The organism is Pseudarthrobacter cellobiosi, from assembly GCF_023913815.1.
GTDB classification, from domain to species: Bacteria; Actinomycetota; Actinomycetes; order Actinomycetales; family Micrococcaceae; genus Arthrobacter; species Arthrobacter cellobiosi.
Genome location: NZ_JAMXBK010000018.1, coordinates 143,235 through 168,473, shown reverse-complemented (window position 1 = coordinate 168,473; position 25,239 = coordinate 143,235). Strand labels below are relative to the sequence as shown.

27 protein-coding genes and 3 tRNA genes are annotated in these 25,239 nt (G+C 64.9%); 17 read left to right on the top strand and 13 right to left on the bottom strand.

Features of this window, described 5'->3' with window-relative positions:
- Window positions 1–50: 50 nt before the first annotated feature.
- From dnaG to NG701_RS04565, 3 genes are all read left to right on the top strand, one after another.
- Window positions 51–1,997 carry a DNA primase gene (dnaG, locus tag NG701_RS04575; protein WP_252564915.1) on the top strand — a complete coding sequence of 649 codons (1,947 nt, stop codon included), beginning with the start codon at window positions 51–53 and terminating at the stop codon, window positions 1,995–1,997.
- 112 nt (window positions 1,998–2,109) lie between these two features.
- A tRNA-Asn gene (locus NG701_RS04570) sits at window positions 2,110–2,182 on the top strand.
- Window positions 2,183–2,307: 125 nt separating this feature from the next.
- Window positions 2,308–2,380: transfer RNA gene (locus NG701_RS04565), tRNA-Asn, on the top strand.
- Between the two features lie 52 nt (window positions 2,381–2,432).
- Here NG701_RS04565 and NG701_RS04560 read toward each other — a convergent pair.
- The 3 genes from NG701_RS04560 to NG701_RS04550 form a co-directional block, all read right to left on the bottom strand.
- On the bottom strand, window positions 2,433–2,840 hold the full coding sequence (locus NG701_RS04560; protein WP_252564913.1) for a hypothetical protein: 408 nt from the start codon (window positions 2,838–2,840) through the stop codon (window positions 2,433–2,435).
- Between the two features lie 81 nt (window positions 2,841–2,921).
- Window positions 2,922–3,101: a hypothetical protein gene (locus NG701_RS04555; protein WP_099093422.1), complete on the bottom strand. Its 180-nt coding sequence runs from the start codon at window positions 3,099–3,101 to the stop codon at window positions 2,922–2,924.
- A gap of 26 nt (window positions 3,102–3,127) precedes the next feature.
- Window positions 3,128–4,357: a multidrug effflux MFS transporter gene (locus NG701_RS04550; protein WP_252564911.1), complete on the bottom strand. Its 1,230-nt coding sequence runs from the start codon at window positions 4,355–4,357 to the stop codon at window positions 3,128–3,130.
- A gap of 183 nt (window positions 4,358–4,540) precedes the next feature.
- Between NG701_RS04550 and NG701_RS04545 the strand changes: the two genes are divergently transcribed.
- From NG701_RS04545 to NG701_RS04520, 6 genes are all read left to right on the top strand, one after another.
- A complete protein-coding gene (locus tag NG701_RS04545) occupies window positions 4,541–5,395 on the top strand; it encodes a phage holin family protein (RefSeq protein WP_252564909.1) in 855 nt (284 codons plus the stop codon).
- 60 nt (window positions 5,396–5,455) lie between these two features.
- Complete coding sequence (locus NG701_RS04540; protein ID WP_252564907.1) at window positions 5,456–6,079, top strand: CDP-alcohol phosphatidyltransferase family protein; 624 nt, start codon at window positions 5,456–5,458, stop codon at window positions 6,077–6,079.
- Window positions 6,079–6,987 carry a DMT family transporter gene (locus NG701_RS04535; RefSeq protein ID WP_252564905.1) on the top strand — a complete coding sequence of 303 codons (909 nt, stop codon included), beginning with the start codon at window positions 6,079–6,081 and terminating at the stop codon, window positions 6,985–6,987. Before NG701_RS04540 ends, NG701_RS04535 begins: the two co-directional genes overlap by 1 nt.
- Window positions 6,988–7,113: 126 nt before the next feature.
- On the top strand, window positions 7,114–8,310 hold the full coding sequence (locus tag NG701_RS04530; protein ID WP_252564904.1) for a glycosyltransferase: 1,197 nt from the start codon (window positions 7,114–7,116) through the stop codon (window positions 8,308–8,310).
- Window positions 8,311–8,452: 142 nt separating this feature from the next.
- A tRNA-Ile gene (locus NG701_RS04525) sits at window positions 8,453–8,526 on the top strand.
- Between the two features lie 190 nt (window positions 8,527–8,716).
- Complete coding sequence (locus tag NG701_RS04520) at window positions 8,717–9,907, top strand: acyl-CoA dehydrogenase family protein (protein WP_252564902.1); 1,191 nt, start codon at window positions 8,717–8,719, stop codon at window positions 9,905–9,907.
- A 47-nt stretch (window positions 9,908–9,954) separates the two neighbouring features.
- Here the strand turns inward: NG701_RS04520 and NG701_RS04515 are convergent, their stop codons facing one another.
- Window positions 9,955–10,452, bottom strand: a complete 498-nt coding sequence (locus NG701_RS04515; RefSeq protein WP_252564900.1) for a M23 family metallopeptidase — start codon at window positions 10,450–10,452, stop codon at window positions 9,955–9,957.
- Window positions 10,453–10,855: 403 nt separating this feature from the next.
- On the opposite strand from NG701_RS04515, the gene rpsB reads away from it, so the two are divergent.
- From rpsB to NG701_RS04485, 6 genes are all read left to right on the top strand, one after another.
- On the top strand, window positions 10,856–11,758 hold the full coding sequence (gene rpsB, locus NG701_RS04510; RefSeq protein WP_252564898.1) for a 30S ribosomal protein S2: 903 nt from the start codon (window positions 10,856–10,858) through the stop codon (window positions 11,756–11,758).
- A 129-nt stretch (window positions 11,759–11,887) separates the two neighbouring features.
- Window positions 11,888–12,724, top strand: coding sequence for a translation elongation factor Ts (tsf, locus tag NG701_RS04505; protein ID WP_058929534.1), 837 nt, complete (start codon window positions 11,888–11,890; stop codon window positions 12,722–12,724).
- Window positions 12,725–12,851: 127 nt separating this feature from the next.
- Window positions 12,852–13,589 (top strand): UMP kinase, encoded by a 738-nt coding sequence (pyrH, locus tag NG701_RS04500; RefSeq protein WP_252564896.1) that lies wholly within the window; start codon window positions 12,852–12,854, stop codon window positions 13,587–13,589.
- 125 nt (window positions 13,590–13,714) lie between these two features.
- Window positions 13,715–14,272, top strand: a complete 558-nt coding sequence (gene frr / locus NG701_RS04495; RefSeq protein WP_056348274.1) for a ribosome recycling factor — start codon at window positions 13,715–13,717, stop codon at window positions 14,270–14,272.
- On the top strand, window positions 14,272–15,195 hold the full coding sequence (locus NG701_RS04490; RefSeq protein WP_252564894.1) for a phosphatidate cytidylyltransferase: 924 nt from the start codon (window positions 14,272–14,274) through the stop codon (window positions 15,193–15,195). The genes frr and NG701_RS04490 overlap by 1 nt, the downstream gene beginning before the upstream one ends.
- A gap of 92 nt (window positions 15,196–15,287) precedes the next feature.
- The gene (locus tag NG701_RS04485) at window positions 15,288–15,872 is read left to right on the top strand and encodes a DivIVA domain-containing protein (protein WP_056348278.1); all 585 of its coding nucleotides are present in this window, start codon (window positions 15,288–15,290) and stop codon (window positions 15,870–15,872) included.
- Window positions 15,873–15,917: 45 nt separating this feature from the next.
- Here the strand turns inward: NG701_RS04485 and NG701_RS04480 are convergent, their stop codons facing one another.
- The 5 genes from NG701_RS04480 to NG701_RS04460 form a co-directional block, all read right to left on the bottom strand.
- Window positions 15,918–16,607, bottom strand: a complete 690-nt coding sequence (locus NG701_RS04480; protein WP_252564892.1) for a hypothetical protein — start codon at window positions 16,605–16,607, stop codon at window positions 15,918–15,920.
- Between the two features lie 66 nt (window positions 16,608–16,673).
- On the bottom strand, window positions 16,674–18,140 hold the full coding sequence (locus NG701_RS04475) for a sodium/solute symporter (RefSeq protein WP_252564891.1): 1,467 nt from the start codon (window positions 18,138–18,140) through the stop codon (window positions 16,674–16,676).
- A gap of 7 nt (window positions 18,141–18,147) precedes the next feature.
- Entirely contained in the window at window positions 18,148–18,498 is a 351-nt protein-coding gene (locus NG701_RS04470) for a hypothetical protein (protein ID WP_252564889.1), read from the bottom strand.
- The gene (locus NG701_RS04465) at window positions 18,495–19,217 is read right to left on the bottom strand and encodes a LytR/AlgR family response regulator transcription factor (protein WP_252564887.1); all 723 of its coding nucleotides are present in this window, start codon (window positions 19,215–19,217) and stop codon (window positions 18,495–18,497) included. Before NG701_RS04465 ends, NG701_RS04470 begins: the two co-directional genes overlap by 4 nt.
- Window positions 19,218–19,263: 46 nt before the next feature.
- On the bottom strand, window positions 19,264–20,454 hold the full coding sequence (locus NG701_RS04460) for a sensor histidine kinase (protein WP_252564885.1): 1,191 nt from the start codon (window positions 20,452–20,454) through the stop codon (window positions 19,264–19,266).
- Window positions 20,455–20,632: 178 nt separating this feature from the next.
- Here NG701_RS04460 and NG701_RS04455 point away from each other — a divergent pair, with 178 nt between their 5' ends.
- Both NG701_RS04455 and NG701_RS04450 read left to right on the top strand, forming a co-directional pair.
- On the top strand, window positions 20,633–21,013 hold the full coding sequence (locus NG701_RS04455; RefSeq protein WP_252564883.1) for a DUF485 domain-containing protein: 381 nt from the start codon (window positions 20,633–20,635) through the stop codon (window positions 21,011–21,013).
- Complete coding sequence (locus tag NG701_RS04450; protein WP_252564881.1) at window positions 21,010–22,626, top strand: monocarboxylic acid transporter; 1,617 nt, start codon at window positions 21,010–21,012, stop codon at window positions 22,624–22,626. Before NG701_RS04455 ends, NG701_RS04450 begins: the two co-directional genes overlap by 4 nt.
- Window positions 22,627–22,792: 166 nt before the next feature.
- Here the strand turns inward: NG701_RS04450 and NG701_RS04445 are convergent, their stop codons facing one another.
- From NG701_RS04445 to NG701_RS04430, 4 genes are all read right to left on the bottom strand, one after another.
- Window positions 22,793–23,380, bottom strand: a complete 588-nt coding sequence (locus tag NG701_RS04445; protein WP_252564880.1) for a hypothetical protein — start codon at window positions 23,378–23,380, stop codon at window positions 22,793–22,795.
- Window positions 23,381–23,386: 6 nt separating this feature from the next.
- Window positions 23,387–23,791, bottom strand: a complete 405-nt coding sequence (locus NG701_RS04440) for a DUF4383 domain-containing protein (RefSeq protein ID WP_252564878.1) — start codon at window positions 23,789–23,791, stop codon at window positions 23,387–23,389.
- A 132-nt stretch (window positions 23,792–23,923) separates the two neighbouring features.
- The gene (locus NG701_RS04435; protein WP_252564876.1) at window positions 23,924–24,589 is read right to left on the bottom strand and encodes a hypothetical protein; all 666 of its coding nucleotides are present in this window, start codon (window positions 24,587–24,589) and stop codon (window positions 23,924–23,926) included.
- A gap of 139 nt (window positions 24,590–24,728) precedes the next feature.
- Window positions 24,729–25,202: an Lrp/AsnC family transcriptional regulator gene (locus NG701_RS04430; protein WP_111906416.1), complete on the bottom strand. Its 474-nt coding sequence runs from the start codon at window positions 25,200–25,202 to the stop codon at window positions 24,729–24,731.
- Between the last annotated feature and the right edge of the window lie 37 nt (window positions 25,203–25,239).

Genomic DNA, 25,239 nt, shown 5'->3' with positions numbered 1-25,239 from the left:
AACGCCTCACGGCGGATCGGCTTGTCGTGCCCCCGGACTAGGATGGCTTTGTGGCTGGCCTGATCAAACGTGAAGATATCGACGAAGTACGCCAGCGCACGGACATCAAGGAAGTGGTTGACGGCTACGTCACGCTCAAGGGTGCCGGGCTGGGAACCTACAAGGGGCTGTGCCCGTTCCACGACGAGCGGTCGCCGTCGTTCACCGTGCGTCCCCAGGTGGGCAGGTACCACTGCTTCGGGTGCGGCGAAGACGGAGACGTCATCGCCTTTGTGCAGAAACAGGACCACACCTCATTCCATGAGGCCGTGGAAAAGCTGGCGGCCCGCATCGGGTACGAACTACGCTACGAGGACGGCGGCACCGGCCCCAACCGTGAGGAAGTCGGCAAGCGCCAGCGCCTCCTGGATGCCCACAAAATCGCCGATGAGTTCTTCCGCGCCCAGCTGCTGACGCCCGGGGCCGCCGAAGGCCGGAACTTCCTGTTCGGCCGCGGCTTCGACCGCGCCGCGTCGGAGCAGTTCGGCGTGGGCTACGCACCGCAGGGCTGGGACGCGCTGCTGAAACACCTCCGCGGCCGTGGCTTCACGGACCAGGAGCTGAAGCTGACGGGCATGTTCTCCGAAGGCAACCGGGGCATCTATGACCGGTTCCGTGGCAGGCTCATCTGGCCCATCCGTGACATCGCCGGCGACACCATCGGCTTCGGCGCGCGCAAACTCTACGAGGATGACCAGGGGCCCAAGTACCTCAACACCCCCGAAACCACGCTGTACAAGAAGTCCCAGGTGCTCTACGGGATCGACCTCGCCAAGCGCAGTATCGCCAAAGACCGCCAGCTCGTAGTGGTGGAGGGATACACCGACGTGATGGCTTGCCACCTGGCGGGAATTCCGACGGCGGTGGCCACCTGCGGCACGGCATTCGGCACCGAGCACATTAAGATCGCCCGCCGCCTGCTGTCCGACGACGGCACCGGGGGAGAGGTCATCTTCACCTTCGACGGTGACGCCGCCGGGCAGAAGGCGGCACTGCGCGCCTTCGAGGAAGACCAGCGCTTTACCGCCCAGACCTATGTGGCGGTGGAGCCCACCGGCGCCGACCCCTGCGACCTCCGCCAAAGCAGAGGGGACGCCGCCGTGCGGGACCTGATCGCCACGCGCCGGCCGCTGTTCGAGTTTGCCATCAAGGCCACGCTCAGGCGCCACAACCTGGACACCGTGGAGGGCCGGGTGGCCGCGCTGCGGGAATCCGCTCCGGTGGTGGCCCAGATCCGCGACGCAGCCATCAGGCCCGAGTATGCCCGGGAACTGGCCGGCTGGCTCGGCATCTCGGTTGAAGACGTCAGCCGGGCTGTGGGCGTTGCCATGAAGCGTGCCGCCCCGGGCGGGCCGGCTGCACCGGGAACGCCTTCCACAGCCGGCGCCCCGGGTCAGATGCCGTCCGCCGCGGCGGGTTCCGCCCAGGCGGGCGGACCCGGCGTGGCTGCCGGGCCGACGTCGGGCGCTGTCCCTTCCTACCAGCGGCCCGACCCCCGCGACCCCGTGGCCTCCATGGAGCGGCAGGCGCTGGAAGTGGCGCTGCAGGAGTCCGCCCTTCTGGGCGGCGGCATCTGGGAGCGCTTCGCGGCCGCACGGTTCGTCACGCCGGCGTTCCAGGCCGTGCACGACGCCATGCGCGCCTCGGGTCCCGGACTTATCGGTGAGCCGCTGCGCTGGGTGGAACAGGTGATGCACGAAGTCCCGGAACCCCTCCGGCCGCTGGTGTCCGAGCTTGCCGTGGTGCCGCTTCCCGCGAGCACCGCTGAAGCCGTCCAGAAGTACTGCAAGGACATTCTGTCCCGGCTGTTCGAGCTCCAGATCACGCGGGTCAAGGCGGACAAGATGGGCCAGCTGCAACGGCTGGATCCGGCAGCGAACCCGGAGGATTTCCAGCGGCTCAACAGGGAACTGATGATGCTCGAAATGGAGCGCCGGGCACTGCGCTCGGACGCCTGAAACGCGCCGATTTCACTCCTGATTTCGCTTCCNTCGGACGCCTGAAACGCGCCGATTTCACTCCTGATTTCGCTTCCAGCCGGTGTCTTTGCTAGGCTGGTACCCGCTTCATTCCTCCTTAGCTCAATTGGCAGAGCATTCGACTGTTAATCGAAGGGTTGCTGGTTCAAGTCCAGCAGGAGGAGCGCACAATCCCCGTTCCGGGTATCCGGAACGGGGATTTTTTTATACCCGGGGAGGGTATTTCGTAGTGCACCGCCGCCGATTTCCCATTCCCGGGAAACCTTTGCTAATGTCATACCTGCTTCATTCCTCCTTAGCTCAATTGGCAGAGCATTCGACTGTTAATCGAAGGGTTGCTGGTTCAAGTCCAGCAGGAGGAGCAAACAAACAAAAGATCCCCGGCCTCTCTGTGAGGGCGGGGATCTTTTGCATTCACACAAAGTCCATTTCCACCTGCAGGAACCGCTCAGCCTCGGCGATGGCCGCGTGGAAGGCGTCCTGCTCGGTGGGGAACTTGCGGGGCTCCCGCGGATGCCACTCATGGGGTGCTGAGTACACCCGGACGAAGCCGGAGGCCGGGGGTGCGTAGAAGATGCCGAAGCGCTGCACGGGCCACTCAGGCGAGGTCTCCGGGGCCACCAGGAGGGCGGAGTTGAAGGCGGCGTTGAACCACTGCGCGATGGGCCGCCGCCGGTCGTCCGTGAAGAGTCCGGCGGCATAGAGGGCGGCGGACTGCTGGCCGGTTTGGGCGCACAGCCGGTCCCACCACATGGGCAAAATGCCTGAGTCGCAACGTTGCCATGTGGCCGGGGGCGGCGAGTGGAACTGCCAGCTGGGCACGGAATTATTTTATCGTGGGAAAGCTCCCGGGCGGCAGGGGTGGGCCTCGGTGGACCGGGATTTGGCGCCAGGTCCCAACAGCTACGGACGGTTCCAGGGGCCCGGGTTGACCCGGTACAGCAGGGCAGCACCTGCCAGCGCGCCGAGGATGATGCCGATGGCGCCACTGCCGAACACGCGCCCAAGGAAGTAACCGGCGACGGCGCCCAGCACCGCCCCGAGGAACAGTCCCCGGGGGTTCCGGTGCGGTTTGCGTTTCATGGGTTTCATCATTGGATCGACGGGGTTCAGTGGATCGAGGGCACGGTGCGCGGCCTGACGACCAGCCAGAGGCCCGCCATCGCCAACAGGATGCACACGGCCTGCACGGCACCCATGGGGGTGGAGCTGGTGATGCCCAGCCAGCCCGCCACCGGTGAAACCAGGCCGGCCATCAGGAAAGTCGCGGCACCCAGGAGCGAGGCAGCCGTCCCGGCCTGTGCGCCGTGGCTGCTCAAAGCCAGCACCTGGACACAGGGGAACGTGAAGCCTGCGCCCATGATGTAGAACCAGAGTGGAACCATTACGCCCCAGAGCCCCAGGCCGGCCTGGTCAAAGACCACGATCAGCACGGCCATGAGAAACATCCAGGCCGTGGAACAGGCAAGGATCCATTGCGGCGGGACAGTTCGGATGAGCCTGGAGCTGATCTGGACGCCGGCCACAATGCCCAGGGAATTGATGCCGAACAGCAGGCCGTACTCCTGCGGCGAGAACCCGAAAATATCCTGGAACAGGAACGGCGACGCGGACAGGTAGGTGAAGAGGCCGGCGAAGTTCATGCCGCCCACTACCAGCAGGCCCACGAAGATCCGGTCCGTAAAAAGAACCTTGTAGCGTTGGCCGGTGGTCATACCGGTCAGGCCGCGCTTCTCCGGTGGCAGTGTTTCGCGGACCAAGACGAGCGCGGCGATGATCACCAGGGTGCCGTAGCCGGCCAGGAACACGAAGATTCCAGGCCAGGGCATCACCAGGAGCAGCTGCGATCCGATCACCGGGGCCAGGATCGGTGCCAGCCCGTTCACCAGGGCCATGCGCGAGAACATCCGGACCATGGCATAGCCGGAGAACAGGTCCCGCACCATTGCCATTGCCACCACGCCGCCGCCCGCAGCACCCACGCCCATGAGGACGCGGAAGAGGCCCAGCGTGGAGATGTCGGTGGACAGGGCTGCTCCCACGGAGGAGGCGATGTGCACGGCGGTGGCCAGGATCAGCGGGAGCCGCCGGCCGAACTTGTCGCTGAAGGGGCCCACCACCAGCTGGCCGAGGGCAAAGCCCACGGTGGTGCCGGCCAGGGTCAGCTGGACCTGGGCCTCGGTGACCCCCAGGCTTGCTTCCAGTGCCGGGAACGCAGGCAGGTACAGGTCGATCGTGAACGGACCCAACGCGGTGAGGGCGCCGAGGAGGAGGATGTACAACAGTTTCCGGCGGCGGGTCAGCGAATCGCCTGGATTCGAGGGAGTGGTCACGGACATCAATCCTAGGCCCGGAAGTTCCATCTTTCCGGGGTTGCAGGCGCGCCGTGCGGCCAACCCGGAAGTTTGCCCTGAACCTGAATGATAGTTTTGGGGGCGGGACCGTGCTGCCGCGGGCTCCCACAGCACACGGATGCCGAACCGACCAGGCAGCAGACTACGCAACAAGTTAGGCGGGAACCGATGAGCGGACGTCACACCGGGCGCACCAGCCAGGGATTGCGGATCACCGCGCTGCCCAGGACGCTGAAACTTCTTTTCCGTCTGGCCCCGCGCCAACTCAACGACGAAATCGCCTTCGCCAAGATCGAGCTCAAGCGCAAGGGCATCCAGGTCGGCGTCGCCGCCGCCTTCGTCGCCGTTGCGCTTATTTTTGTGGCGTTCCTGGTGGTTGGCCTGATCGTGGCCGCCATTATGGGCCTGGCCACCATCATGCCGGCGTGGCTCGCCGCGCTGCTCGTCTGCGCCCTGTTTCTGGTCATCGCCCTCATCGGCGGCCTAATCGGCGTCCGCAAATTCAAGCAGGCCATGCCCCTGGTCCCGGCCGAGACCATCCGCGGAATCAAACACGATCTCGGCATCGTCAAGGAAGGCTCCGACTTCAACGCCACGCTGCTCGATCCGGCCAGCCCGGAGGCCAAGGCCGCCAAGGCTGCCAAGGACGAAGCTGCCGCGAAGGCCAAGGCCGAGAAGGAAGCCAAGGCCGAGGCGCACAAAAAAGAGTTCCCGCAGGCGTCCGAGCCCGAGCTTCACCACCGCCTCGAGCAGCGCCGGCGCCACCTGGCCCAGGTCCGCGACGAACTGGATACCGAGCTCGACATCAAGCCGCAGGCCATATTCCTGATGGGCGCTGCCAAGGAAAAACTGGGGGAGGGCAAGGCCGCCCTTGAACATGGAGCCGCCAAGGCCAGCCAAAAGTTCGCTGCCTTCTCCGGATCCCCGGACGGCGCCGGCCTCCGCTGGAAGCCACTTGCCGCACTTGCAGCCTCCGCAACGATCTTTGTGGTGCTCCTGCGCAGGCTGCTGCGGAACCCCTAACAACACAACACGTCACACTGGGCTCTGAAGTCACACTGGGCTCTAAGGAAGGGGGACGGATTGAGGTTCATCGGCGCTGGTGCGCGGCCCGGCCGCCCCCAGATTGACCACGACCGCGTCTTCACCATCCCCAACGCCCTGACAGTGCTGCGCTTTATGGGCGTACCACTTTTTGTCTGGCTGGTCCTGGCCCAGAAGGAATATGGGACCGCCGTTGTGGTCCTGGTGGTCATGGCGGGAACCGACTGGATTGATGGCTACGTGGCCCGCCGCTTCGACCAGGCGTCCAAGCTCGGCCGCGTCATGGATCCGCTGGCTGACCGGCTTGCCCTGATCGCGGTGGCGGTCACCCTGGTGATTGCCGGCGTCGTCCATTGGCTGTACCTGGCCGCACTCCTGGTGCCTGACGCCGTGCTCCTGGTGCTGACGCTCTCGTACTTCCGGGGCCATCCGGACCTGCCAGTGAGCCGTGTGGGCAAAGTCCGCACCGGACTCCTGCTCCTGGGCACGCCCCTGCTGGTCCTGTCGCGATTGGACACCCCGTTTGCCGGGCCGCTGTACATTGCAGCCTGGATCGTGCTGGGACTTGGGCTCACCGGCCACTGGATTGCCGCGTACAACTATTTCTGGGCCATTCTGCGGAAGGGCCGTCAGCAGTCCCATCACGACGGCGGCACCGCCTGATGGTGTGGGTGGCGGTCCTGCTGGCGGTGCTTGGGGCATTCTGCCTTGCCCTGGGTGCGCAGAAGCAGGGGAGCGCCGTCAAAGCCGACACCGGCGGGCTGGCGCTGAGTTCAAACGGCTTCCTCCGCCTACTCCGCAATCCGCGGTGGGTGCTGGGACTTCTCCTGCTGTGCCTCGGGATGGGAATGAACGCGGTGGCCCTGGTCTCCGCGCCGCTGACGGTGGTGCAGCCGATCGGCGCCATTGCGCTGGTCATTACCACCGTGGTGAACGCCCGCGACCAGGACATCACCATCAACCGGGCCACCATGGTGTCCATCGCGGCCTGCGTGACCGGTTCCGCACTCTTTGTCCTGCTCGCCGTCAACGTGACGCAGGAGAACCACCATGTGAGCCAGGAGGACGAGCTCACCATTGTGCTGCTGCTGGCACTGGCCGTCGGCGTGTTCGGCACCCTGGCAGTCATGTTCCGGCACCGGACGAGCGCGTTTGTCTACATCCTCGGCGCCGGCGTTTTGTTCGGCTTTGTCGCGGTACTGACGCGCATCATCGGCAAGCACCTGCTGGACCCCAACGGGCTGGCGCTGCTCAATGTCCAGTGGTATTCGGTGGTGGCCATTGCGGCGGCCGGCGGCCTGGGTTCCTGGTTTGTGCAGAGCGCCTACTCGGGCGGCCCGCCGGACCTTGTCATCGCCGGGCTGACAGTCATCGACCCGATCGTGGGCATCGCCATCGGCATCGTGATCCTGGGCGAGCTCCGCCCGGACGTCCACGCCGTGATGGCGATTGCCATGGCTACGGCTGCTTCGCTTGCTATCGTGGGGGTGATCGCCCTTTCCAGGCACCATCCCGAGGTCACCAAGCGCAGGAAAGATGCGCGGAAGGCGGCGGGCAGGGCGTCCCACTAGCTTGTTTACCCAACTCGTGCACTTTCATTACCAGCCGATTCCAAAAGGCCCCGTGCTACCGTGCCGGCGGCCAACCGGTGCGGCCAGCGACAGCTGCCCGTGCCGTGACCTTCAGGAGCTCTTCACGTGACAACGCCCTCTGACCAGCCTCCCCTGACCATCCTGATCGCCGCGGATACGTATCCGCCCCACATCAACGGGGCCGCGCAGTTCAGCTACCGTCTGGCCAACGGTATGAGCGGACGCGGCCACAACGTGCATGTGCTGGCTTGCCGGGCGGACGACGGCGCGAGCTTCACCGAGTTCCGCTCCGAGGCCACCGTGCATCGGCTCCGTTCCCACGGGGTCTTCACGCACGAATACTTCCGCATCTGCTTCCCCTGGGAAATCAAGAAGGAGATCGGCCTCCTTTTCGATCGGATCAAGCCCGATGTTGTGCACATCCAGAGCCACTACATGATCGGCGAGCACGTCCTCTACGAAGCGGCGAAGCGGGGCATCAGGATCGTGGCCACCAACCACTTCATGCCTGAAAACCTGAACCCGTTCCTGCCGTTCCCGCAGTGGTTCAAGGACATCATCGGCAAGATCTCCTGGAAGGACATGGGCAAGGTCATGGGCCAGGCCGACGTCGTCACCACGCCCACACCATTGGCGGCCAAGGCCATGCACCAGCACGCTTTCCTGCACAAGGTGCTCCCACTCTCCAACGGCATTGACTCCGCAGCCTATGAGCTGCAGCCCGGCGAAGTGATCGAACCGCACGCCCATCCAACAGTGGTGTTTGTGGGGCGCCTGGCCGAGGAAAAGCACGTGGACGTGCTCATCAATGCCGTGTCCAAGACCCCCGCGGAGCTCAACGTCCACCTGGAAATTGTGGGCGGCGGCGAAGTCCGCGCCGCTCTTGAAGCGCAGGCGGAACGGCTCGGACTGGGGGAGCGGGTGAAATTCCTGGGACTGGCCAGCGATGAGGACCTCCGGGAGGCCTACATCAAGGCGGACCTGTTCTGCATGCCGGGGACCGCGGAGCTTCAGTCACTGGTGACCCTTGAGGCCATGTCTGCCTCCACGCCCGTCCTGTTGGCGGATGCCATGGCACTGCCGCACCTGGTGCGCGACGGCGAGAACGGCTACCTGTTCACACCCAACGACAGCGACGACCTCGCAGCCAAGATCACGCGGATCCTGCAGCTGCCAGCCGAGGAACGGGCGGCAATGGGTCAGGCCAGCCGGCGGATGGTGGAGCCGCACAGCATCGAGGGGACGCTGCAGACCTTCGAGGACCTCTACCGGGGTGCGAGCTACGACGACAAGGCGGTCTGACAGCGGTCTTGCAGTGGCCCGCCCCAGTCTGGGGCGGGCCTTGGCATCCTGACTGCGTGGTCCTGATGCCCGCCAGTGTTTGCTAGAGTGTTTTTGCCCTGCTGAAGCCGAAGTCCTCCGCGGACCACGCCGGCAAGGGCAGGGGGCTATAGCTCAGCTGGTTAGAGCGCGGGACTCATAATCCTAAGGTCCTCGGTTCAAGTCCGAGTAGCCCTACCCAAGCACGACACCGCAGGAACCAAACCATCGTGGAACCGCGGCTGACGAGAGATCGTCGGCCGCGGTTTCTTTCGTTTTCCCGCAATCTGCGGTATGTTACTGACCAGTAACTTACCGCTGCCGCTGAGTCCCGGCCTGTCCTGCCATGGCTGGCCTGTCCGCGCTGCTGATCTTTGCGAGGGAACCAATGTCCAAAGCCTCTGTTGACATCAACAACCTTCCGTACGCCGACGGCGACTTCTTCGCCTTCGAGCAGCTTCTCACCGCCAAGGAGCAGGACCGGCTCGCCGAGATCCGGGGTTTCCTCGCCCGCGAAGTCCGGCCGATTGCCGTGGACTGCTGGAACCGCGGCGAGTTCCCCATGGAGCTCATTCCCAAGCTGGCCGAAATCGACCTGGTGAGCCCCGTGCGGCGCCAGGGCTACTCCAACCTGTTCGCCGGCCTGGTCCACGCCGAGGCAACGCGCGCCGATACCTCCATCGCTACCTTCATGGGTGTGCACGACGGACTGTTCACCGGCTCCATCGAGGCCCTTGCCTCCCAAGAACAGCAGGACGCCTGGCTCCCGGATATTTATTCGCTGAAGAAGATCGGCGCGTTCGGTCTTACGGAGCCGCTGGGAGGTTCCGACGTAGCCGGCGGCACGCGCACCACGGCACAGCGCGACGGCGACACCTGGATCCTCAATGGCGCCAAGCGCTGGATCGGCAACGCTACATTCTCGGATTGGGTGGTCATCTACGCCCGCGACCTCGCCGACAACCAGGTCAAGGGTTTCCTTGTGGATACGGCGCTGCCCGGCTTCATCGCCACCAAGATTGAAAACAAGATCTCCCTCCGGACAGTCCAGAACGCAGACATCGTCCTGGAGGACGTGGTGGTTCCGGACTTCTTCAAGCTGGCGGGCGCCAACAGCTTCCGCGACACCAACAAGGTCCTGAAAGTCACGCGGCTGTCCGTCGGCTGGCAGGCAGTCGGCCAGCAATTGGCCGCCTTCGACGTGGCCCGCCGCTACGCTGTGGAACGCCACCAGTTCGGCCGCCCGCTGGCATCATTCCAGCTCGTCCAAAGCCAGCTGGTGCAGATCCTCGGGAACGCCGTCAGCTCCATGGGCATGATGGTCCGGCTTTCCCAGCTGGAGGATGCCGGCCAGGCCAAGGATGAACAGTCCGCCCTTGCCAAGGCATTTACCACCGCACGGATGCGCGAGAGCGTCGCGATCGGCCGCAGCCTCCTGGGCGGCAACGGCATCGTGACCGACTTCGAGATGGCCAAGATCTTCGCTGACGCGGAAGCCATCTACTCGTATGAGGGAACCCACGAGATCAACACCCTCGTGACCGGCCGCGCCATCACCGGGATCTCGGCGATCGTCTAGAGCCGTCAGCCGTCAGCCGTCAGCCGTCAGCCGTCAGCGCTCGGCGGTCAGCCAGTGTCCAGCCCCAGGGGCAGCAGAATGGACGGGCGGAGGTCGGTGACGAATTCCAGCGGATTGACGTAGGCGTCCCCCTGCCTCACGCCCCAATGGACGCAGGCAAGAGCGCTGCAGTGCCCGGGTTGCAGCGTTCCGATGATCTCGCCCTTCGCCACCGCGGCCCCGGCCGTGAGCGAGCTTTCGACTGGCTCAAAACTGCTGCGGAGACCGCCCCCGTGATCGATGGTAATCACGGGGCGGTCCACCACTACTCCCACGAAACTGACGGTGCCGGACTCTGGCGAGGTGACCGGGACGCCGTCGTGCGTTGCCTCAAGGTCCACGCCGCGGTGCCCGCTCATCCACGGCTTGTCCGGCGGGTCAAAGGCGCGCAGCACAGCGGGCCTGGGGGAGAGCGGCCACTCCCAGGAAGCGCGCGGCGCTGTATCCGCTGGAGCCGCCGCGGCCGGCAGTAAGAGCACTGCCGCGAGGGCAACTATTGCTTTCATAAACCCAGCTTTGCGTGCCGGATCTCTCAGCGGGAGTGCGCACTTTGGCCATGTGGAAAACGCCCGTCGAAGGCCCTCGGGTTGTCCTTCGGCTATTGGCTCCTGTTGTACACTTGATGGAGCAGTTTGCTGTGCCCTCAACGCTTGCGTCGGCACGCCTCATTCAGGAATGCGGGGGAGCAGCAACTGACTACGCGTATCCAGCCCTCCAAATCTGAAGCCCCGGCTTTATATGAGGAGGATTGTGTCTCTTGCGGTCAGGGCCTCGCGGTCCTGATGAGAGTCGCAATGGATGCCAGGAGCACGGCCCGCCTTGGGCCACGCTAAATAACCGTCAACTATTGGCAGGGTAAGAGAGCCTGAAAGGCTCTCTCATGAATGACCTGCCGGAAGGAGCGCCGGCATGCCCGTCGTAACTATGCGCCAGCTGCTTGACAGCGGCGTCCACTTTGGACACCAGACCCGCCGTTGGAACCCGAAGATGAAGCGATTCATCTTCACGGAGCGCAACGGCATCTACATCATTGACCTTCAGCAGTCGCTGTCCTACATCGACCGTGCTTACGAGTTCGTAAAGGCCACCGTTGCACACGGCGGCACCGTACTCTTCGTCGGCACCAAGAAGCAGGCCCAGGAATCCATCGCTGAGCAGGCTACCCGTGTTGGACAGCCTTACGTGAACCAGCGCTGGCTCGGCGGTATGCTGACCAACTTCCAGACCGTTTCCAAGCGCATCCAGCGCATGAAGGAACTGGAAGAGATCGACTTCGACGACGTCGCCGGTTCCGCGTACACCAAGAAGGAACTGCTGCTCCTTCGCCGTGAACTCACCAAGCTGGAAACCAACCTCGGCGGTATCCGCAACCTGACCAAGGCACCTTCCGTGCTCTGGATCGTGGACACCAAGAAGGAACACCTGGCCGTTGACGAAGCCAAGAAGCTGAACATCCCGGTTGTGGCCATCTTGGACACCAACTGCGATCCTGACGAAGTCGACTTCCCCATCCCGGGCAACGACGACGCCATCCGCTCGGTGAACCTGCTGACCCGCGTTGTCGCCGACGCCGTTGCTGAGGGCCTCATCGCCCGCCACAACCGCGCCACGGGCACCACGGAAGCTCCGGAAGAGCCGCTGGCTGAGTGGGAGCGCGAACTCCTCGAAGGCAGCAAGACTGAAGAAGCACCTACCGCTGAGGCTGCTCCGGCTGCTGAAGAAGCTGCCGCTCCGGCAGCCGAAGAAGCTGCTCCGGTTGCCGAGGAAGCTCCGGCTGCTGCCGAGGCTCCCGCCGCCGACGCTGACAAGTAACACTAGTAAATCCGGATTCTCCGGCGCTGCCTGCAGCGCCGGCGCACCTGACAGGATGGCGGCTCACCCGGTGAGCCGCTGTCCTGTCGGTCCGTACACCACATACATTTTCTAGACAGAGGGGTTCACATGGCGAACTACACTGCCGCTGATATCAAGGCTCTGCGCGAGCGCACCGGCGCCGGCATGATGGATGTCAAGAAGGCTCTTGACGAAGCCAACGGTGACGCCGAAAAGGCCATCGAGATCATCCGCATCAAGGGCCTCAAGGGCGCTACCAAGCGCGAAGGCCGCTCCACCGCTGAAGGCCTGGTGGCCGCAAAGGTCAGCAACGGCGTCGGCGTGATGATCGAGGTCAACTGCGAGACCGACTTTGTTGCCAAGGCTGACAAGTTCATCCAGCTGGCCGACAAGGTCCTGGCCGTGGCTGTGGAGTCCGGCGCTGCCGACCTCGACACCCTCCTGGCCATCGAAGTTGACGGCAAGCCGCTGTCCGAGGTTGTCGTCGAAGAGGGCGCAATCCTTGGCGAAAAGGTAGTTGTCCGCAAGCTGTCCCGCATTGAGGGCGGCACTGTTGACGCTTACCTGCACAAGACGTCCAAGGATCTCCCGGCCCAGGTCGGCGTCCTGTTCGCTGTTGACGGTGAAGGCGAAGCCGCTGCCACCGCCGCACACGACGTTGCAGTGCACATCGCAGCGATGTCCCCGAACTACCTGACCCGCGAAGACGTTCCGTCCGACCTGGTCGAGTCCGAGCGTCGCATTGCCGAAGAGACCGCCAAGGCTGAAGGCAAGCCCGAGGCTGCAATGTCCAAGATTGTGGAAGGCCGCGTTACAGGCTTCTACAAGGGTGAGGTCTTGGTTGACCAGGCTTTCGCCAAGGACGCCAAGAAGTCTGTGGCGCAGGTCCTCGAAGAGGCCGGCGTCAAGGGCACGTCCTTCGCACGTTTCCGCGTCGGCTCCTAGTCGAATCCGCAAAGGGGTGGCCACTTCGGTGGCCGCCCCTTTTGCATGCACCGGCTAAACGTCCGATGAGACCTTTGGCCACCCCGCACGATAACCTTTTTCAGAGTTCACCAACGGGAAGGCACCCATGGAAGCCGTCAATTCTTCAAGCCAGCCAGAGAAAAGCAGGCGCCGCGTCCTCCTGAAGTTGTCGGGCGAGGTCTTCGGCGGCGGCAAGCTGGGCGTTGATCCCGACACCGTGCGCGGCGTCGCCAAGCAGATCGCCGCAGCGGTCCCCGAAGTGGAAGTTGCCATCGTCGTCGGCGGCGGTAACTTTTTCCGCGGCGCGGAACTGTCCCAGAGCGGCATGGACCGCTCGCGCGCCGACTACATGGGCATGCTCGGCACCGTCATGAACTGCCTGGCACTGCAGGACTTCCTGGAGCAGGCCGGCGTTGAAACCCGCGTCCAGAGCGCCATCACCATGGGGCAGGTGGCCGAGGCGTACATTCCCCGCCGGGCCATCCGCCACATGGAAAAGGGCCGTGTGGTCATCTTCGGAGCCGGAGCCGGCCTGCCGTACTTCTCCACGGACACAGTGGCCGCCCAGCGCGCTCTGGAGGTCCACGCGGACGTCGTCCTGATGGCCAAGAGCGGCGTGGACGCCGTCTACACCGCGGATCCCAAGAAGGACCCCACTGCCGAGAAGCTGGACACCCTGAGCTACGACGACGCCCTGCGCCGCGACATCAGGGTCATGGACCAAACCGCAATGACCATGTGCAAGGACAACAACCTGTCCATGGTGGTTTTCGGGATGGAAGGCGAAGGGAACGTCACCCGCGCCATCCTGGGCGAAAAGCTCGGTACCCTGGTGACCCCGTAGCTGCAGCTAGGATGATCTGAGCACGGTTCCACGCCCGCAACCGGGCAACAATGGAACCAGGAACACTGAACCAAGATTGTGCAGGGAACCGGTACCCGGACTGCACTGATTTCTGAGGAGAGACCGTGATCGAAGAAACCTTGCTCGAAGCCGAAGAGAAGATGGACAAGGCGGTAGAGGTAGCCAAGGAAGACTTCGCCTCGATCCGCACAGGACGGGCAAACCCGGGCCTTTACAACAAGGTCCTGGTGGACTACTACGGTTCGCCCACCCCGCTGCAGCAGCTTGCCTCCTTCGCCATTCCGGACGCGCGCACCATCCTCATCACGCCGTTCGATAAGACCGCACTGCGCGACATCGAGCGGGCCCTGAGTGATTCCGAGGTGGGCGCCAACCCCTCCAACGACGGCAACGTCATCAGGATCACCATCCCGGACCTGACCCAGGAACGCCGCAAGGAATACGTCAAGATCGTCAAGACCAAGGGCGAGGACGCGAAGATCTCCATCCGAAACATCCGGCGAAAGGCCAAGGAAACGCTGGACAAGCTCGTCAAGGACGGCGAAGCCGGCGAGGACGAAGGCAGCCGCGCCGAAAAGGAACTGGATGGCCTGACCAAATCGCACGTGGACGGCATCGACGAGCTGCTCAAGCGCAAGGAAGCAGAGCTGCTCGAAGTCTGATGAGCCAGGCAGAGCAGGCCCCCACACAAAGGGCGCGCACCAGGGGGAAACAGTTGCGGAGCAATCCGACGCCCAAGGCTGGCCGGAATCTTCCGGCAGCCATTGTGGTGGGCCTGGCCATGCTGATCGGCGTGCTGGGCGGGCTGGTTTTCCTCCCGCTCGGATTCGTGGCTGTCACCACCGGGTTCGCGGTCTTCGGAGTCTGGGAGATCTTCCGTGCCCTGGAGGCGAACGGGACCAGGATGCCCATCGTCCCGGTCATGGTGGGTACAGTCGCCATGCCGTTCGCCGCCTATCTCGGCGGTCTTGAGAGCCTGCTTTTCGCCATGCTCCTGAGCTGCGTGGCAGTCCTCCTCTGGCGTTCAGTGGAGAGCCCCGCCGGATCAGCGAACAGCATCTTTGCCGGCGTGTTCACGCTGGGCTGGGTCCCGTTCTTCATCAGTTTCGCGACGTTGCCGCTGCACGCCGTCGGCGTCGCCACTCCGGTGGGTCTCTGGCCTGGCGGAACCGTGCCGCCCGGGGCCTGGCAGGTGGCCGTGATGCTGCTGCTGGTGGTCTCGAACGACACGTTCGGCTACCTCGTGGGCGCATCGCTGGGCAAACACCCTATGGCCCCGAAGATCAGCCCCAAGAAATCATGGGAAGGCTTCGCCGGCTCCATTGCCGGGGCCATGCTGATCGGCATCCTTGCCAGCATTTTCCTGCTGGACAAACCCTGGTGGGTTGGTGTGATCCTCGCCGTGGGCGTCGTTGCAGCGTCCACCGCAGGAGACCTGGCCGAGTCGATGGTCAAGCGTGAACTCGGGATCAAGGACATGAGCAGCATCCTGCCCGGACATGGGGGCGTCATGGACCGCCTGGACTCCATCGTCTTCGCCTGTCCCGTGGCCTTTGTGCTGTTCGCACTGGTTGCGGGCGTCTGACGCGACCCTCTCGGACCATCTCCGCCGGACCGCCGGCAGCGCCAATAGACTGGTGCGTAACCTGACCCAGCTGAAGCAACAAAGGAACAACAGTGGCATTGGACTTTCAACGGAAAATCCCCGCGTCGTTTGAGCGCGTGCGGGGCAACGAATTCGGGTACAACGCCAAACAGGTGGACCAGTTCCTCCAGCGGGCCAGGGTGGCACTCGAGACGCCGAAGGCCGCCATCCACGCCGTCACCAGCGCCGATGTCCGGAGCGTCTCTTTTGACCCGGTCAAGGGAGGTTACGCTGCCGCCGTCGTCGACGCAGCGCTGGACCGGCTCGAAGATGCCTTTGCCCGCCGCGAACGGGACGAACTGATCGCCGCCAAGGGCGAGGATGCCTGGCTGCGGGAGATCGGCAGCCTCTCCGGGATCCTCCGGGGCCGCCTCCACCGGCCTGACGGTGAGCGCTTCCGGCGCCCGTCAAAAAAGAAGGCCCGCAGTTACAACATCCTGGACGTGGACAATCTTTGCTACGACCTGATCGGCTACCTCGAAGAGGACAAGCCGCTCAGCGTGGACAATGTCCGCCGGGTGGTCTTCCGTCCCGCCGTGGGCAAGGACGGTTACGAAGAGACCCAGGTTGATGCCTTCCTGGACCGCGTGGTTGAACTCATGGCGGCCATCGACTGACGTCGCTGACTGGCTGCTGGGACTGACTCCGTAGACTGATCGGCTTCAGTCCCCGCCCGGTGGTGTGGGGGAGAGCGGTGCGAAGCGCTGCCAAACGTCACGGTACTGCCGGTTGCCGTGGAACGATGAGGCTCCAGCAAATGCGAGCCCGCAGACGGAACCCACCAGGACCGCCGCAGCTGTCGGCCAGCCCAGCAGCGTCATGAATGTGCCCAGCAGGATTGCTGTCAGGGCGGCGTTGGCCATGGTGATAAACACCATGCTGCTCCCTGCCACGTGGCTCCACGTGCTCCTGCCCCCGAGGAAATAATACGTCTGGTCCATGCCGGCCTCGTCGTCGTGCCGGCCGGCCAGCATGTACTTCGCAATGCCGGGATCCAGGTCCACATACGCGGCCCTCAGCCGGTTCATGGCCAACACGTACATCAGGTCCTCCATGCCAACATTCATGACGCGGACCTGCGTCAGGAGACCGATCAGCAGGTCGGTGGCCAGAACGATCATCGCCAGCATCACAAAGGTGTCCGAGAACCTGGTGGCCTGGCCCACCAACGCAAGGCTCACCAGGCTGGCCGACGTGAACATCAGGAACATGCTGATGCGGGTCAGCACTTCCCCTTGAGTGGTGCTGCGGGATGCAAGCAGGCTCCAATGCTCGGTGGCGAGCAACTGCGCCCGGACCGACAACGGGACGCCGTCCGCCTCGTTGGGGGTGCTCCCGTCCTGCGTGGACATGCCGCAGTTGTCCTCCCTCCAGCCGCCCGGCGCGAGAGCCCCCCGACCGCTGGCGCGGCAGGGGACTCAGCGTTCGGTCATCAACGGCCGTTCGGGAGTGTGCAGCCGGGTCATGACGCGGCTCATGGTCAGCGGAATCCGGTGTTTTGTCCCCCGGGAGACAAGCACTGTCACGGCGAAGGCGGCGGGAACTGTCCACGCCGCCGGCTGGGCCAGCCAGAAGGGCGTACCGGCAGCGCCCAGGACCGTTCCCCACACCATGGCGCCGCCGCAGAGGACGCCGCCGGTCACCATTCCGGCAATGGCGCCGGCGTCGGTGAGTCCCCGCCACCAGATGCCCAGCAGGAGTACCGGGCACACACTGGAGGCGGTAAACGCGAACACCAGGCCCACACTGCCGGCCAGAGCCAGGGAATCAGTCATCACGGCAAATCCCAGCGGAACCACAGCGGAGACGACGGCGGCGAGCCGGAATCCCCGCACGCCGCCGCCCAGGACGTCCTGGCTGATCACGCCAGCCAGGGAGACCACCAGGCCCGAGGTGGTGGACAGGAACGCGGCGAAGGCCCCGGCCACCACCAACGCTGAGAGCAGGTCGCCCGCGGTTCCACCGATCAGCTGCCCCGGCAGCAGGAGAACCACCGCGTCGGCCTGCCCTGACCGGGCGAGTTCGGGCGCGAACATCCGCCCCACCAGCCCGTAGGCAGTGGGAAACAGGTAAAAAACGGAGAGCAGCCCGAGCACGATCAGGGTGGTCCGCCGTGCCGAGTGCCCGTCCGGATTCGTGTAGAAGCGGACCAGGACATGTGGGAGTCCCAGCGTGCCGAATAGCAGCGCCACCAGCAGCGAGATGTTCTGGTACGGCCCGGCGGGGGCCAGCCCGGTGGGATTCACGACGGCGGGGGCCGCGGGGGCACTCCCGTCACCGGCGAGCGTGAACACGATGAACAGGACGGGCACGGCAAGGGCCGTGAGCTTCAGCCAGAACTGAAAGGCCTGCACAAAGGTAATGGAGCGCATGCCGCCGGCCACAACTGTCAGGCACACCACAACCACCACGGCCACGGAGCCCACCCAGGCCGGCAGCCCCGTGGTGATCCGGATGGTCAAGGCCGCGCCGTGGAGCTGAGGCACAATGTACAGCCAGCCCACTACAACCACCACCACGCTGGTCACACGGCGGACTGCGCGCGAATCCAGCCTCGCCTCGGTGAAGTCCGGGATCGTGTACGCGCCGGAGCGGCGCAGCGGTGCGGCCACAAAAAGCAGCAGCATCAGGTAGCCGGCGGTGTAGCCCACGGGAAACCACAGCGCGTCGGTACCGGACAGCAGGATCAGTCCGGCCACGCCCAGGAAACTCGCCGCAGAGAGGTACTCCCCGCCGATGGCCGAGGCGTTCCACCATGGCTTGACGGTCCGGGAAGCCACGTAGAAATCGCCGGTGGTCCGGGAAATCCGCAGACCGTAGAACCCGATGGCGGCTGTTGCCAGCGAAACCAACACGAGAGCGATCACACCCACTGCGGGATTCATGAGGTGGTCACTTGTCCCCGGCCAGGTCGCGGTAGCGGGCCTCGTTCCGTGCGGCGGTCCGGATATAAAGCCAGGCGCTGAGGCCTATGACGGGATAGATGCCTGCACCGAGCAGGATCCAGTCGAACGGGATACCCGCGATCCGGGTCTCGGCGAGGCCCGGTAGGGCTGCCAGCAGCAACGGGAACGCGCACAGGATCAGCATAAAGCCGATGGCCACCACCAGGGCCAGCCGCAACTGGGAACGGATCAGGGAGCGGACGAAGACCTGTCCCACATCTGATTCCTCCGCCGCCTCGCGGGACTCCCCGGAGGGCCGGGGCGCAGAGCGCGGGGCGGTGACGCGGACCCGGGTCATGCCTGCGGCCGGATGCGGGTGGCTTCCAGCTTTTCCCTGACCAGGGGAAGGTGGCGGCGGCTGATGGGCAGGCCGGCGCCGGCCACCGAGACGCTGGGCTTATCCGCCGCCAGCTTCATGGACTGCACATGCTTCAGGGCCACGAGGTAGGACCGGTGCGTCCGAATAAACCCGGCTTCCGCCCACTGCTGCTCAAGGTCTGCCAGCGGCACGCGGATGAGGTAGCTGGCATCGGCGGTGTGCAGCCGGGCGTAGTCTCCCTGCGCCTGGACGTACGTGACGTCGTCGCGCCTGATCATCCTGGTGGTGCCGCCCTGGTCAACGGTGATCATCTCAGGGGCGGCGCCGCCGCCGTCGCGCAGCAGCTCGCTGATTCGGCCCACCGACCGGGAGAGCCGCTCGGCCCGGACGGGCTTGAGCAGGTAGTCCACGGCGGCCAGTTCGAAGGCTTCCAGGGCGCAGTCCTCGTCTGCGGTCACAAACACCACGGCCGGCGGTTTGCTGCTGCGCGTGATGGCGCGTGCAACATCCAGGCCGGACACGGCGGGCATGTGAATATCCAGGAAGACGGCGTCAATCGTTTCGGTGTTCAGGGCCCGCAATGCCTCAGCGCCGGAAGTCGCCCGGTGGATGACCCCGATCCGGTCATCCTTGCCCAGCAGGTAGGCCAGTTCCTCCACGGCGGGTAGCTCGTCGTCGGCGACGAGGACATTAATCATGGTCCTACATTAGCCGCAGGAGGCGGCTGGGATCAGGCCGCCAGGTTCAGGCGTCGTGGCCGGGCTGGGACTTGGGCACGCGCATGGTGATCAACGTTCCCTCGCCCGGCGCCGTCTCGATCACCAGGCCGTGCTGGTCCCCGTAAACCTGCCGTAGCCGGGCGTCCACGTTGCGCAGCCCCACGTGGTCGCCGTCGTGGTGCCCGGCCAGCATCGACTGGAGCTCGGCAGGGTCCATCCCCACGCCGTCGTCCTCTATGGTCACTTCCGCATAGGCGCCCGAATCATTGGCCGTGATGGTGATGTGGCCCGTCCCTTCCTTGGCCTCCAGGCCGTGCCGGACGGCGTTCTCCACCAGCGGCTGCAGGCTCAGGAACGGGATGACGGTGCTCAGGACTTCCGGCGCGATCCGCAGGCTGACCTGGACGCGGTCACCGAAACGGGCACGTTCCAGCAGCAGGTACCGGTCAATGCAGCGCAGTTCCTCCGCCAGCGTGGTGAAGTCGCCGTGGCGCCGGAACGAGTACCTCGTAAAATCAGCGAACTCCACCACCAGCTCGCGCGCCCGCTCCGGATCCGTGTTGATGAACGACGCGATGGCGTTCAGCGAGTTGTAGATGAAATGCGGACTGATCTGGGCACGCAGCGCCCGCACTTCGGCTTCCATCAGCAGCGTCCGGGACGCATCCAGCTCAGCCAGCTCCACCTGGACGGCCACCCAGTCCGCCACTTCGCTGGTGGCACGGACCAGGCCTGCGCCCGCCGCCGGGGCAAACGCAGCCACGACGCCCACCACCCGTGAGCCCGCACGAACCGGCGCGATGACGGCGGCGAAGCTTCCGGAGGCAAGGCCCGCCCCCAGGTCCCGCGCCTGGAGCACCGCCGTCCGCCCGCCGAGCAGGACGTCGGCGGCCAGGTCCATCAACCGGGGCTTCAGTTCCTCGGCGGCACCGTCCCAGGCGAGCACCCCGGCCGTATCGGTGATTGCCAGCGCATCGCAGCCCAGCAGGTTCCTTAGCTGCCGGCTCGCCTTGGCGGCGCCCGCAGGATTGAGGCCCGTACGCAGGTGCTGGCCGGCACTCGATGCAGCGTGGAGCGTGTTGTACGTGGCGCGCTCGGCGTCGGTGCCCAGCTCACGGAAGGACCGGAGCAGCTTGATGCCAACGCCGCCGACGACGGCGATCGCCAAGGTGATCACCGCAACGGCGGCGGCAGTCAGGAGCGGGGAGTCCGGCATGGTGCCCAGCGTAGCGCCGGGTGCCGTTAGTCGCAGCATCGTAGCCGTTGAGCGACCGTTTCGGCCATGGCTCTGGAATTGACACCTGCCGCACCGCAGAGTGATTGCAGTCACATTGTCCGCATCCTGCCTGCAGGCTGGCCCGTGTGAACCAAGCAAGTCTCAATGAGGAGGAACGATGGGTAACGATGCCCACACTCCGGACGCAGCGGCGTCCGTGGACTTCGAACAGGTCCAGTCGACAGAGCGGTTCCAGGAACTGCGCAAACGTCACCGCAGCTTTGTGTTCCCCATGGCCGTGGCATTCCTGCTGTGGTACTTCGCGTATGTCCTGCTGGCTGACTACGCCGTCGAGTTTATGTCCACCAAACTGTGGGGCAACATCAACGTCGGCCTGATCCTGGGCTTGCTGCAGTTCGTCTCCACGTTCGCCATCACCGGCTGGTACGTCAGCTACTCCAACCGGAAGCTGGACCCCATCGCGGCCGAGATCCGCAACGAAATCGAAGGCCATGAGTTTGATAAGGACGGCAACATCGTGAGCGGAGTGACCAAATGATCGGAATTGCCACGGCCGTTGACGTTGCCGACCTGAAAGAGACCACGCTGCTCAACATGGGCATCTTCGGCCTGTTTGTCGCCGTCACCATGGTGATTGTGCTGCGGGCCAGCCGGAACAACAAAACCGCGGCGGACTACTACGCCGCCGGCCGGTCCTTCACCGGATCCCAGAACGGAACCGCCATTGCCGGCGACTACCTGTCCGCTGCCTCGTTCCTGGGCATCACCGGCGCCATCGCCATCAACGGCTATGACGGCTTTATGTACTCCATCGGGTTCCTGGTGGCCTGGCTCGTGGCGCTCCTGCTCGTGGCCGAACTGCTCCGGAACACCGGAAAGTTCACCATGGCCGATGTCCTCTCCTTCCGCCTCAAGCAGCGCCCGGTCCGCATCGCGGCCGCCATCTCCACGTTGGTCGTCTGCTTCTTCTACCTGCTCGCCCAGATGGCCGGAGCAGGCAGCCTGGTTTCCCTGCTGCTGGGCATCAGCGACTGGGGCGGACAGGCCTTGGTAATCATCGTCGTCGGCGCCCTGATGATCATGTACGTCCTGATCGGCGGGATGAAGGGCACCACCTGGGTCCAGATCATCAAGGCGGTCCTGCTGATCGCCGGCGCTGCCGTGATGACACTCTGGGTCCTCGCCATCTACGGCTTCAACCTCTCCAGCCTCCTCGGTGCGGCTGTTGAAACCGCCGGCAACCCGGCTGTCCTGAACCCGGGCCTGCAGTACGGCAAGTCTGACACCTCCAAGATCGACTTCATGTCCCTCGGACTCGCCCTGGTACTGGGCACCGCTGCCCTTCCCCACGTGCTGATGCGGTTCTACACCGTGCCCACGGCCAAGGAAGCCCGGAAGTCCGTAGTCTGGTCGATCTGGCTGATCGGGCTCTTCTACCTGTTCACCCTGGTGCTGGGCTACGGCGCCGCCGCACTGGTGGGTGCCGACACCATCAAGTCCGCACCGGGCGGGGTCAACTCGGCCGCACCGCTGCTGGCCTTCTTCCTGGGCGGGCCGTTGCTGCTGGGCTTCATCTCCGCGGTCGCCTTCGCCACCATTCTCGCTGTGGTGGCCGGGCTGACAATCACCGCAGCAGCGTCCTTCGCCCACGACATCTACGCCAGTGTCATCGCCAAGGGCAAGGCCGACGCCGACACCGAGGTCAAGGTGGCCCGGCGCACCGTAATCGTTATCGGCGTGCTGGCAATCCTGGGCGGCATCTTCGCCAACGGCCAGAACGTGGCCTTCCTCGTGGCGCTCGCCTTCGCCGTCGCTGCATCCGCTAACCTGCCCACCATTGTCTACTCCCTGTTCTGGCGTAGGTTCACCACGCAGGGTGCGGTTTGGAGCATGTACGGCGGACTGGGCTCGGCCATCCTTCTGATCATCTTCTCGCCGGTCGTATCCGGCGGGGCGACCTCCATGATCAAGGACGCCAACTTCGCCTTCTTCCCCTTGAGCAACCCTGGCATTGTGTCCATCCCGCTGGCATTCCTGCTCGGCTGGCTCGGCACGGTGCTGGACAAGAAGCGCGAGGACCCTGCCAAGCAAGCCGAAATGGAAGTCCGCTCCCTGACCGGTGTGGGCGCGGAGAAAGCCGTGGACCACTGATCGATGACTGAGTACGGAACAAGCCGACAGTCCGGAGCAACCTGGGACTCCGGAACAGGCTGATAGTCAGAGAGCCCCTGTGCCGCAAGGCATAGGGGCTCTCTGACGTTCCAGCTCCAGCTGGGGGCGACGTTCAAAAGGCGGCGACGCTCAGCTTGCGGTTGCGTCAGCGCTGATGGTGGCCCGTCGGCACGGCCGGACCGCCGTGCTGACCATGCGGCACCGCAAACTGGCCCGCTGTGGAGGCGGCGAGTCCCGGCGTCGCGATTCCGGCCACCAGCACGGCACCGGCGAAAGCGGTGAGCAGCAGGATGCCCGGGCGGGCAGCGGCGGGCGCCATGCCGTCGTCGTCCTTTCCCCGGAGCCGGCGCCTCTTCAGCCAGGCGCCCGACGCGACAATCATGAGCGTCAGCAGGAGCGCCACGAGGTGGCTGAGGTGAAGGCTGGACGTGTCGCTGCTGAAGGCAAGGGCCGCCACGTGCGCCCCGGATGCCATCAGCAGGAACGCCACGGTCCGCCCGGACCCGACAATCCGTCCGCGGTGCAAAGCCAGGACCGTCCAGAGGATCAGGGCCACTCCCCAGCCGCCGGAGACGACCGCGAGGGCTGGCTGCCAGACGGAGCCGGACACTCCCGGCTCCGCGAGGAGGCTTGAGGAAACGGCGAGGTTCACTGAACCGGCCCCGAATCCTGCGAAGCCGCCGAAGAGCCGGACGGCCGGGACAGCCCATCCCTCTCCTGGCTCGGCAGCCATGGCCGGCTACGCCCGGACGGCTGTTGCGGACTTGTCCATGGACAGACCCACGCCCAGCAGCAGGACTGCGCTGGCCAAGTGGAGTACGTTGTCGGCACCGTTGAGCGCGATGATGTTCAGTGGCGAGGTCAGCAGGAACAGCCCAAGCACACCGACCAGGAGATAGACGGCACCCACGCCGGTGTTGACCGTACGGGCCATGGCCGTGCTTTTCAGGCCCGCGTACAGAAGCGCGCCGCCGATCGCGAGGTGGATGACGTTGTGCAGCGGATTCACTTCAAAAATGATGAGGTTGGCGCCCTCCGTGGCGAAGAAGCCGATGCCGGAGGTCACCACGAAACCCAGGAGGCCGACAAGAAGATAAACGGCACCGAAGACGGTGGCGACAAGGCGGTTCGGAGAAGTGCGCATGGCCCGAATCCTTCCGGTAAGGCGGGGGGCGTTATGTCCCGGCCAGACTGCGGGATCCCGGATGGGATCCTCGTAGAAGCAATTCGGACCATGTCCCCGGGCGGATGGGGTGCGGGCTTGGGTTGTGTGGCGCTACGCCTGGGGCTTGAGCTTGATGTTGATCATTTTCAGCTCGTCGGTGCCTTCGAAGCGGTAGACGAGGTCGATTTTCTTGTCGCCGTCGCAGGTGATGAGGCCGGCTACGTCGGCCGCCTTGGTGCCGTTCTCGGTGCTGGCCTTCACCTCGTTGTAGGCAGTCTTGCAGGTGCTATCCATCTCCAGGGTCTTGATACCGGCGATGAAGTCCTCCTTGGTCAGCTGCTCATGGAGGGCGGGGTCAAGATAGTCGTCGTAGGCCTTGGAACTGTCGCCGGCAATCACCAGCTTGGTGAAGCTGTCAGCCAGGCCCCGGGCATGGTTCGTGGCTCCGTTGACAATGTTGACCAGGATGAGGACGCCGACGACCGCCAGCAGCAGGACACCGCCCACAACGCCGAGGATGGTCCACAGCTTCCGGCGGCTTTGCGCCGGGGGCTCTTGTCCGGGCAGGCCGAATGGCCCCTCTGACGAGTATTGCCCGGGTGCACCGTACTGCGCGGGCGGGCCGAACTGCGACGGTGCACCGTATTGCCCCGGTGCACCGTGCTGTGGCGGGTTGCCGGGCAGCGGTGGCGCACCATGCTCGCCGGGCTGCCCCGTTGGTTGCGCGGGCCAGGCCGCCGGCTGGACCGGCTGGTACGGTCCCTGAGGATTGCTCACGATGGAGCCTTTCCGGCAACGCACTGGCACTGCCTTATTGTTGGGACCCGCTGAACGGCACCCATGGATTCACCTTGGAACAGCCTATAACCCAGCCCGCCGGGGCTGGGTATCGGGGCGGTAATAAGGGCTGCTGGCCCTAAGCGTCTCCGGATCCCCGCTCGAGCAGCGGCTGGATGCGGAACGGGATGAGTTCGCCCATGGCCAGTGCGGTGTCCGTCCTGTCCACTCCATCGCACGCCAGGATTTTCCCGTTGATCCGGAAGAGGTCCTCGGCGTCCAGGGCCACTACCCGGAGCAGGAGGTCAGCGGAGCCGGTGAGGCCGTAGCCTTCCAGGATTTCCGGAATGCCGGCGAGGTCATGGGCCAGCTGTCCCAGTTTCTGCTGCTGGACATGGACGGAAATGAACGCCATGAGCGGATAGCCCAGGGATGCCGGGTTGATCCGCCGTTCGAAGGACAGGAAGACGTGCTTCTTCTCCAGCTGGGCCATGCGCGCCTGAACGGTGTTCCGGGACAGCCCCAGCTTCTGGGCCAACGCCACCACGGTCCGCCGGGGGTCGCGGGCCAGGGCCGAGAGCAGCCGCGTGTCTGTGCCATCCAAAGCTTGCATACTGCGCAACGTTAGCACGGTGAGGGCAGTGCAAACA

What these genes read in the sequence shown, in the direction of transcription:
- NG701_RS04445 (WP_252564880.1), bottom strand. Translation starts at nt 23,380, where the DNA reads ATGGCTGCCGAGCCAGGAGAGGGATGGGCTGTCCCGGCCGTCCGGCTC.
- NG701_RS04430 (WP_111906416.1), bottom strand. Translation starts at nt 25,202, where the DNA reads ATGCAAGCTTTGGATGGCACAGACACGCGGCTGCTCTCGGCCCTGGCC.
- NG701_RS04535 (WP_252564905.1), top strand. Translation starts at nt 6,079, where the DNA reads ATGGTGTGGGTGGCGGTCCTGCTGGCGGTGCTTGGGGCATTCTGCCTT.
- pyrH (WP_252564896.1), top strand. Translation starts at nt 12,852, where the DNA reads ATGGAAGCCGTCAATTCTTCAAGCCAGCCAGAGAAAAGCAGGCGCCGC.
- NG701_RS04545 (WP_252564909.1), top strand. Translation starts at nt 4,541, where the DNA reads ATGAGCGGACGTCACACCGGGCGCACCAGCCAGGGATTGCGGATCACC.
- NG701_RS04455 (WP_252564883.1), top strand. Translation starts at nt 20,633, where the DNA reads ATGGGTAACGATGCCCACACTCCGGACGCAGCGGCGTCCGTGGACTTC.
- tsf (WP_058929534.1), top strand. Translation starts at nt 11,888, where the DNA reads ATGGCGAACTACACTGCCGCTGATATCAAGGCTCTGCGCGAGCGCACC.
- NG701_RS04490 (WP_252564894.1), top strand. Translation starts at nt 14,272, where the DNA reads ATGAGCCAGGCAGAGCAGGCCCCCACACAAAGGGCGCGCACCAGGGGG.
- NG701_RS04460 (WP_252564885.1), bottom strand. Translation starts at nt 20,454, where the DNA reads ATGCCGGACTCCCCGCTCCTGACTGCCGCCGCCGTTGCGGTGATCACC.
- NG701_RS04550 (WP_252564911.1), bottom strand. Translation starts at nt 4,357, where the DNA reads ATGTCCGTGACCACTCCCTCGAATCCAGGCGATTCGCTGACCCGCCGC.
- NG701_RS04440 (WP_252564878.1), bottom strand. Translation starts at nt 23,791, where the DNA reads ATGCGCACTTCTCCGAACCGCCTTGTCGCCACCGTCTTCGGTGCCGTT.
- NG701_RS04520 (WP_252564902.1), top strand. Translation starts at nt 8,717, where the DNA reads ATGTCCAAAGCCTCTGTTGACATCAACAACCTTCCGTACGCCGACGGC.
- NG701_RS04450 (WP_252564881.1), top strand. Translation starts at nt 21,010, where the DNA reads ATGATCGGAATTGCCACGGCCGTTGACGTTGCCGACCTGAAAGAGACC.
- NG701_RS04475 (WP_252564891.1), bottom strand. Translation starts at nt 18,140, where the DNA reads ATGAATCCCGCAGTGGGTGTGATCGCTCTCGTGTTGGTTTCGCTGGCA.
- NG701_RS04515 (WP_252564900.1), bottom strand. Translation starts at nt 10,452, where the DNA reads ATGAAAGCAATAGTTGCCCTCGCGGCAGTGCTCTTACTGCCGGCCGCG.
- NG701_RS04480 (WP_252564892.1), bottom strand. Translation starts at nt 16,607, where the DNA reads ATGTCCACGCAGGACGGGAGCACCCCCAACGAGGCGGACGGCGTCCCG.
- rpsB (WP_252564898.1), top strand. Translation starts at nt 10,856, where the DNA reads ATGCCCGTCGTAACTATGCGCCAGCTGCTTGACAGCGGCGTCCACTTT.
- NG701_RS04555 (WP_099093422.1), bottom strand. Translation starts at nt 3,101, where the DNA reads ATGAAACGCAAACCGCACCGGAACCCCCGGGGACTGTTCCTCGGGGCG.
- NG701_RS04465 (WP_252564887.1), bottom strand. Translation starts at nt 19,217, where the DNA reads ATGATTAATGTCCTCGTCGCCGACGACGAGCTACCCGCCGTGGAGGAA.
- NG701_RS04470 (WP_252564889.1), bottom strand. Translation starts at nt 18,498, where the DNA reads ATGACCCGGGTCCGCGTCACCGCCCCGCGCTCTGCGCCCCGGCCCTCC.